Source organism: Catenulispora pinistramenti (genome assembly GCF_018274385.1).
GTDB lineage: Bacteria > Actinomycetota > Actinomycetes > Streptomycetales > Catenulisporaceae > Catenulispora > Catenulispora pinistramenti.
Map to the genome: position 1 here is coordinate 37,515 of NZ_JAAFYZ010000068.1, position 6,246 is coordinate 43,760.

The window sequence follows — 6,246 nt, forward strand, 5'->3', positions numbered from 1 at the left end:
CGGGCCCGGGCCCGTACCGCAGCCTCACCCCGGCTTGACCAGCCCGGCGTCGTAGGCGGCGATGACCAGCTGGGCACGGTCGCGGGCGTCCAGCTTCATCAGCAGGCGGCCGATGTGGGTCTTGGCCGTGGACAAGCTGACGTGCAAATGTGCCGCGATCTCGTCGTTCGACAGTCCCAGGCCGATGAGCGTGAGCACTTCGCGTTCCCGCTCGGTGGTGTCCGGCAGTCCGGCGAGGGGGCGGCGGGCCGGTTCCGGTCGTCGTGTGAACTCCTCGATGAGGCGCCGGGTGACGGTCGGCGCCAGCAATGCCTCGCCGGCCGCCACGACGCGGATCGCGGCCAGCAGATCGGCCGGCGGCGTGTCCTTCAGCAGGAAGCCGCTGGCGCCGGCGCGCAGGGCTGAGAAGACGTACTCGTCGATGTCGAAGGTCGTGAGGATCAGGATCCTGATTGTCTGGTCGGCGGGCGCGGCCGTGATCCTGCGGGTCGCCTCGATGCCGTCCATACCGGGCATGCGGATGTCCATCAGCACGACGTCAGGGTGCTGACGTCCGGCGAGCTCGACCGCCTCGGCGCCGGTCGCCGCCTGGCCGACCGAGGTCAGGTCCGGCGCCGAGTCCACGAGGAGGCTGAAGCTGCCGCGGACCAGGGCTTGGTCGTCCGCGACCAGCACCTTGACGGTCATGAGGGGGTCCCCGTCCGGTCCGTCGCCTCGGTCAGCGGCAGGCGGGCGGTCACCCGGAACCCGCGTCCGGGCAGCGGTCCGGCCCGGAACTCGCCGCCATACATGCCGACCCGCTCACGCATGCCGACCAGACCGTGGCCCAGGCCCGAGATCCGGCCGGGCTCGGCGTTGCCGTGGTCCGTCACCTCCACCGACAGCGCGTCCCGCTCGTAGCCGACGGTCACGCGACACGTGTCCGTCGCCGCGTGCTTGATCACGTTGGTGATCGCCTCCTGGATCACCCGATACGCGGCCAGGTCGATCCCCGCGGAAACCGCGCTCGGGTCGCCGCGCACTTCCAGATCCACCAGCAGCCCCGCCTCAGCAGTCCGCGCCAGAAGGTCGTCCAGATCGGCGAGTCCCGGAACGGGCACCAGTTCGGCGCGGTCCCGGCCGACGCCGCCAGCACGCCCGACGCCGTCCGCGCTCCCGTCGGCCCGCAGCATCGCCAGAAGCGCCCGCATCTCACGCAGCGCGCCGCGGCTGGTCGTCTCGATGGACGCCAACGCCCGCGCCGCCTCGTCGGGGTTCGTCTTCACCACATAGTTGGCGACGCCGGCCTGAACGGCGATCAGGCTGACGGTGTGCGCGACGACGTCGTGGAGTTCGCGGGCGATCTCCAGCCGCTCCTCGCTGCTGATCCGGCGCGCCTCGGCGAGTTGTTCGCGTACCTCCTGCGCGGCTTGTTCATGCGCCTTCGCTGTATAAGAACGCTGCTGCTGCACCACGTACCCGGCCAGCCAGGCGGCCGTGACGTAGACCCCGCACTCCGCGGCGAATCGGCTGGTGTCGCCGCTGGCGCCGGAACCGGATCCGGCGGCGTAGACGGCGAGTCCGATTCCCAGCACGGCCAACGTCCCGCAGAGCAGCCCGAGCGCTTCGCGTCGCGGGAACCGCAGTGGGATCAGCGATACCGCGTAGCAAGCGCCGAGCGGAAGGAACGCCGGCGCGTTGACCGCTGTTCCGGCGATGGCCGCCGCCGTGCTGAGGACGACCACCGCGAGCACAGCGCGCGGCCAGAACTGACGCACGACCACCGGGAGCGCCGCCAGCGCCAGGACGACGACGGCCAGCCAGTCCGGGTAGCGGAGGTAGGGCACCTTGCCCGCGGTCGTCGCCAGCACGGCGACCACACCGTCGACGGCGACCCGCTGCCACGGCCGCAGCCGCACGCGGGCAAGGCGGGTGACCAGCGGTGGGCTGTGTGCGTCCATGCCATGACGGTACCCGCGTGACCTGTGGACCGCGTCGTACCCAGAGCCGATGCGCGCGGTGGTACTTCAGGCCAGATCCGGTCCCCGAGTCCGATCCCCCGGTCCGACGATTCGCGACGCCGCGAGCGGCACTTTGGTGCGCAGCCAATAAGGAGGAGAAGACCCATGACCACAGCGATCGAAACCACCGCGATCGAAACCCGGCACCTGGGCAAGCGCTATCGCGGCCGCTGGGCGCTGACCGACTGCACGCTGAGCATCCCGGCCGGTCGCGTCGTCGGCCTGGTCGGCCCGAACGGTGCGGGCAAGACCACGCTCCTGAACCTGGCCACCGGCCATCTGGCACCCGACTCCGGATCGATCGCCATCCTCGGCGGCCGGCCCGGCAGCGGTTCGGGACAGCTCGCGAGGGTCGGTTTCGTCGCCCAGGACACGCCGACGTACCTCGGCCTGTCCATCGCCGACCACCTCCGGCTCGGCGCGCGGCTGAATCCCCACTGGGACCGGCCCTATGCGGAGCGACGGATCGCGCGGCTGGGACTGGATCCCCGACGCAAGGCGGGCAGACTCTCCGGCGGTCAGCGGGCGCAGTTGGCGCTGACCATAGCCATCGCCAAGCGCCCCGAGCTGCTGATCCTCGACGAACCGGTGGCCGCCCTCGATCCGCTGGCCCGGCGCGAGTTCCTGGACGAGTTGGCGGACGCGGTCGCCGAGCGGGCCACGACCGTCATGCTCTCCTCGCACCTGGTCTCAGACCTTGAGGGGTTCTGCGACTACCTGATCGTGATCACCGCGTCCCGGATCCGGGCGGCCGGTCCGGTCAACGAGCTGCTGGCCGCCCACAACGCCGCGGCCGGTCCGGACAGCGCGCCGGCCGACCTCGAAGACCTCGTCCTGGCCCACATGGGCCGCGCCGCGCAGTGGGAATCCGCGCAGCGGGAAGCCGCATACCCGGAAGTGGAGACACAGCGATGATCTGGCTGACCTATCGGCAGTTCCGCATGTCGGCGATCGTAGCCGCCGGTGTGGTGATCGCGTTCGGCATCGCGGTGGTGAGTACCTCCGCGGGTCTGTCAGGGCTCTACGCCCGGAGCGGGCTGGCTTCGTGCCACGCCTCGTGCACAACGTCGACCACCGACTTCCTGACCGCGATGAAGGCGGACGGCACGTACCCGGCGTTGTACTTCGTCGGGCTGGGGCTCCTGCTGCTGGCTCCGGCGGTGATCGGCGCGTTCTGGGGCGCTCCGATGATCACGCGCGAGGTGGAGGGGCGCACGCTGCGCTTCGTCTGGCACCAGAGCGTCACGCCGACCCGCTGGGCCCGGGTGAAGATCTCGCTGCTGGGGCTGGCCAGCATGGCGTTCGCCGGACTCATCAGTCTCCTGATCAGCTGGTGGGCCGCGCCGATCGACGCCGCCGGCGGCTTCCCGGTCGGCGGCGGGTCGCAGCTCAGCCGGTTCCAGAAGGTGGTGTTCGACGCGCGGGGCGTGGCCCCGCTGGGATACGCGGCACTCGGCTTCGTCGTCGGCGTAGTGCTCGGGGTGCTGATCCGGCGCACCGTTCCGGCGATGGCGGCGACGCTCGTGGTGGTCGCGGCGATCCAGCTCGCGGTGCCGACCTGGATCCGGCCGGATCTCGTCACGCCGGTCGCGCGCACCGGCCCGGTGCTGACCGCCTCGGCCTTCCAGCCGGCGCAGTTCGGGACCGAGGGACAGGTGACGGTACCGGTCGACATCCCCGGGGCGTGGATCGTCACCGACCGGACCGTGAAGCCCGATGGGCACAGCTTCAGCATGCTCGGCGCGTCACAGTGCTCGGACTTGGCGATGGCGCAGACCGACGACTGCCTGGCACAGCAAGATCTGCGGCAGGTCGTGCGGTACCAGCCGGCGAACCGGTTCTGGGAGTTCCAAGGGATCGAGACCGCGATGCTGCTCGGCGCCTCAATGGTGCTGGCCGCGGGCGGGGTGCTGTGGCTGCGCAAGGTGCGGCTGACGTAAGGCGTCGGGGCGCTCTGCAAGAACCTGACAGGCGAGGAAGCCGCGGCCTCGACACAGTCGCCGAGGCCGCGGTGGATCCTCACAGCGGCTCGGGCGGCCGCGTGCGGTTCGGTCAGGTCACCTGGTTCCAGCCGTACTGGGCGGTCGCGCTGCCGCAGGAGGCGTAGGAGAACCCGCCGGCGCCGTCGGCGGGGGCCAGGCCGCCGATGGCGGTGATGCCGTTGGAACAGTGCGCGTACGACTGGAACCAGCTTCCGGTGGCGTAGCCGTAGCAGTGCCCGATGTAGGTGCTGCCGCCGGGAGATCCGGAGCAGAACCCGGTGGCGGGGGCGGCCGTCACGGCTTGGGCGGCGGAGCTGACGCCGAACAACCCGAGTCCGGTCGCCAGGACGACGGCGGCGACGCGATTTCTGGTCCTCATGTGCCTCTCTCTCCTGTTTTGATGGCGGGCCGCGGTGCGGCGGCCTTCGCAGAACGCTGGCATAGTCCGGTCAGGACCGGTCCTGAGGCGCGGGTCGTACGCTCGCCGATGCGGCGGGGCGCGTCGGAGGACAGAATGGGCCCATGGTGGAGATCGACTTCCTGACCGAGTCCGACCGTGCCGAGTGGGAAACCCTGGCACGGGGCAAGGACACCTACTTCGACGTCGAGCGAACCGACGCCGACTACGAGCGGACCTGGCGCCGGCTGATCGACGGCGGTCAGGTCCACGGAATCGCGGCGCGGCTGGACGGCGAGATGGTCGGCGTCGCGCACTACTTGTTCCACGCCAGCGTCTGGTACTCCGGAAAGTGCTATCTGGCTGACCTGTACGTGGACGAGAAGGCCCGGCGGCGGGGCGTGGCGACGGCGGTACTCGAGTGGGTCGCGCAGGAGGCCAGGGACCACGGGTTCCCCGGCCTCTACTGGAACACCTTGGAAGACGCCCCGGCGCGCGCGCTCTACGACAAGGTCGGCAGGTTCCACGACGGGCTCATCTACTACTCCTACCGGCGGAGCGTGAGCCCGGGCGGCACCGCCGCGAGTGGCACTGTGGCTGGCGGCACCGTGGCTGGTAGCACCGTGGCTGGTAGCACCGTGGCTGGCGGAACCGTCGCGGGCGGCGCTAGTGCCGTGTCGGGCAACGCTTGCCTGGGAGTTCGCGCTTTGCCCGGGAGTCCGTGACGTGGTTCGCGACGTTGTTCGCGACGTGCCGGTCGCCGGGCGGGATCCGTCGGCGGGTGGAGTTTGCTGGGGCTGGAGTTTGTGGGCCGGGTTGCGGTTGGGCTGTGGGTTGAAAGGCGATTTTTACGGCCTTCGGTCGTAGTTGTGCCGGTTCGGGGTTCGGGGCGGCGAGTCTGTGTGTCGGCTGCTGGTTCGCGCGTTCACAACCCCGCCCCACCTCAGGCCTCTTCAACTCCAGCAAGTCAGAGCAAGGGCAAGATCAACGGCACAGGCCAGATCAAGAGCAAGATCAACGGCACAAGCAAGATCAACAGCAAGATCAAGGTCAAACCCATGGTGAAGGGCCGGGCCTCCGGCGGGCCTCGGCAACCTCAGGGAAACTAGCGCGGTTCCCTAGGGTGGCCGGGTCAGTCTCAGCGGCTGCGGTTCCTGAGGTGGTGCGGTCCGTTCCCCTCGGTCGCGTCGTCAGCCCGGGGGGTACAGCACCGGTGTCCGGGGGTAAAGTCCGCGCGCGGCGGTTGGGTGCTCAAGCTGCGGTTTTGTGCAGCGCGAACTTGACCCCCGGCCACCGGCACTGTAGGCGAAGCCCTGCCGACGCGACAGTGAATGATGGTGGTGGTGGTTCTGCCGGGTGGGGTTGTCTCTCGACGCGACCGACGCCTTGCACAGGCTGTCTTTCTTCGGATCTGGCACCCTGCCCGGTAGGGCTGTCTGCGGCGGTGTGCGACCGGGCCGGGCTGGAGTGACCTAATCAGGAGCTTGGCCTAGAAGTCCCGTCACTGTCTTGTCCCCGGCCCTGCCCGGTCGCGTGCCCGCCGTCTTGCCGATGCGAACCGGAAAGAGGGGAAGGCACAACCATCATGACCGATCAGACACCCCAAGTCATCGGCGGCGTGGACACCCACGGCGCCACCCACCACGCCGCGCTCATCGACCCGATCGGCCGGCACCTGGGCGACCAGGAGTTCCCGGCCACCGCCGCCGGATACGCGGCGCTGCCTGGCTGTCCGGCCATGGCACCGTGATCGCGGTCGGGGTGGAGGGCACCGGCTCCTACGGCGCCGCCCTGGCCCGGCACCTGACCGCCGCCGGGATCGTCGTGGTCGAGGTCGACCGCCCCGACCGCAAGACCCGCCGCACAG

General features: G+C 70.2%; 6 protein-coding genes and 1 pseudogene. 4 read left to right on the forward strand and 3 right to left on the reverse strand.

Translation table 11 applies throughout. The features are described 5' to 3' along the window. Positions 1 to 24: 24 nt before the first annotated feature. Positions 25 to 687, reverse strand: a complete 663-nt coding sequence (locus tag KGQ19_RS20775; protein ID WP_212010864.1) for a response regulator — start codon at positions 685 to 687, stop codon at positions 25 to 27. Then, on the reverse strand, positions 684 to 1,940 hold the full coding sequence (locus KGQ19_RS20780) for a sensor histidine kinase (RefSeq protein ID WP_212010865.1): 1,257 nt from the start codon (positions 1,938 to 1,940) through the stop codon (positions 684 to 686). Before KGQ19_RS20780 ends, KGQ19_RS20775 begins: the two co-directional genes overlap by 4 nt. A 165-nt stretch (positions 1,941 to 2,105) precedes the next feature. Between KGQ19_RS20780 and KGQ19_RS20785 the strand changes: the two genes are divergently transcribed. Together KGQ19_RS20785 and KGQ19_RS20790 are read left to right on the forward strand one after the other, a co-directional pair. Continuing rightward, positions 2,106 to 2,915, forward strand: coding sequence for an ABC transporter ATP-binding protein (locus KGQ19_RS20785; protein ID WP_212010866.1), 810 nt, complete (start codon positions 2,106 to 2,108; stop codon positions 2,913 to 2,915). After that, positions 2,912 to 3,940 carry an ABC-2 membrane transporter-related protein gene (locus KGQ19_RS20790; RefSeq protein ID WP_212010867.1) on the forward strand — a complete coding sequence of 343 codons (1,029 nt, stop codon included), beginning with the start codon at positions 2,912 to 2,914 and terminating at the stop codon, positions 3,938 to 3,940. Before KGQ19_RS20785 ends, KGQ19_RS20790 begins: the two co-directional genes overlap by 4 nt. A gap of 112 nt (positions 3,941 to 4,052) precedes the next feature. Here KGQ19_RS20790 and KGQ19_RS20795 read toward each other — a convergent pair whose 3' ends face one another. After that, positions 4,053 to 4,361 carry a hypothetical protein gene (locus KGQ19_RS20795; protein ID WP_212010868.1) on the reverse strand — a complete coding sequence of 103 codons (309 nt, stop codon included), beginning with the start codon at positions 4,359 to 4,361 and terminating at the stop codon, positions 4,053 to 4,055. A 143-nt stretch (positions 4,362 to 4,504) separates the two neighbouring features. Here KGQ19_RS20795 and KGQ19_RS20800 point away from each other — a divergent pair, with 143 nt between their 5' ends. Together KGQ19_RS20800 and KGQ19_RS52865 are read left to right on the forward strand one after the other, a co-directional pair. Next, positions 4,505 to 5,104, forward strand: a complete 600-nt coding sequence (locus KGQ19_RS20800; protein WP_212010869.1) for a GNAT family N-acetyltransferase — start codon at positions 4,505 to 4,507, stop codon at positions 5,102 to 5,104. An 860-nt stretch (positions 5,105 to 5,964) separates the two neighbouring features. Then, a pseudogene (locus KGQ19_RS52865) lies at positions 5,965 to 6,246 on the forward strand (IS110 family transposase); the annotation flags it as partial.

Bases quoted from the DNA above. Each gene is read 5' to 3' on its own strand.
- KGQ19_RS20775 (WP_212010864.1), bottom strand. From the start codon at position 687: ATGACCGTCAAGGTGCTGGTCGCGGACGACCAAGCCCTGGTCCGCGGC.
- KGQ19_RS20780 (WP_212010865.1), bottom strand. From the start codon at position 1,940: ATGGACGCACACAGCCCACCGCTGGTCACCCGCCTTGCCCGCGTGCGG.
- KGQ19_RS20785 (WP_212010866.1), top strand. From the start codon at position 2,106: ATGACCACAGCGATCGAAACCACCGCGATCGAAACCCGGCACCTGGGC.
- KGQ19_RS20790 (WP_212010867.1), top strand. From the start codon at position 2,912: ATGATCTGGCTGACCTATCGGCAGTTCCGCATGTCGGCGATCGTAGCC.
- KGQ19_RS20795 (WP_212010868.1), bottom strand. From the start codon at position 4,361: ATGAGGACCAGAAATCGCGTCGCCGCCGTCGTCCTGGCGACCGGACTC.
- KGQ19_RS20800 (WP_212010869.1), top strand. From the start codon at position 4,505: ATGGTGGAGATCGACTTCCTGACCGAGTCCGACCGTGCCGAGTGGGAA.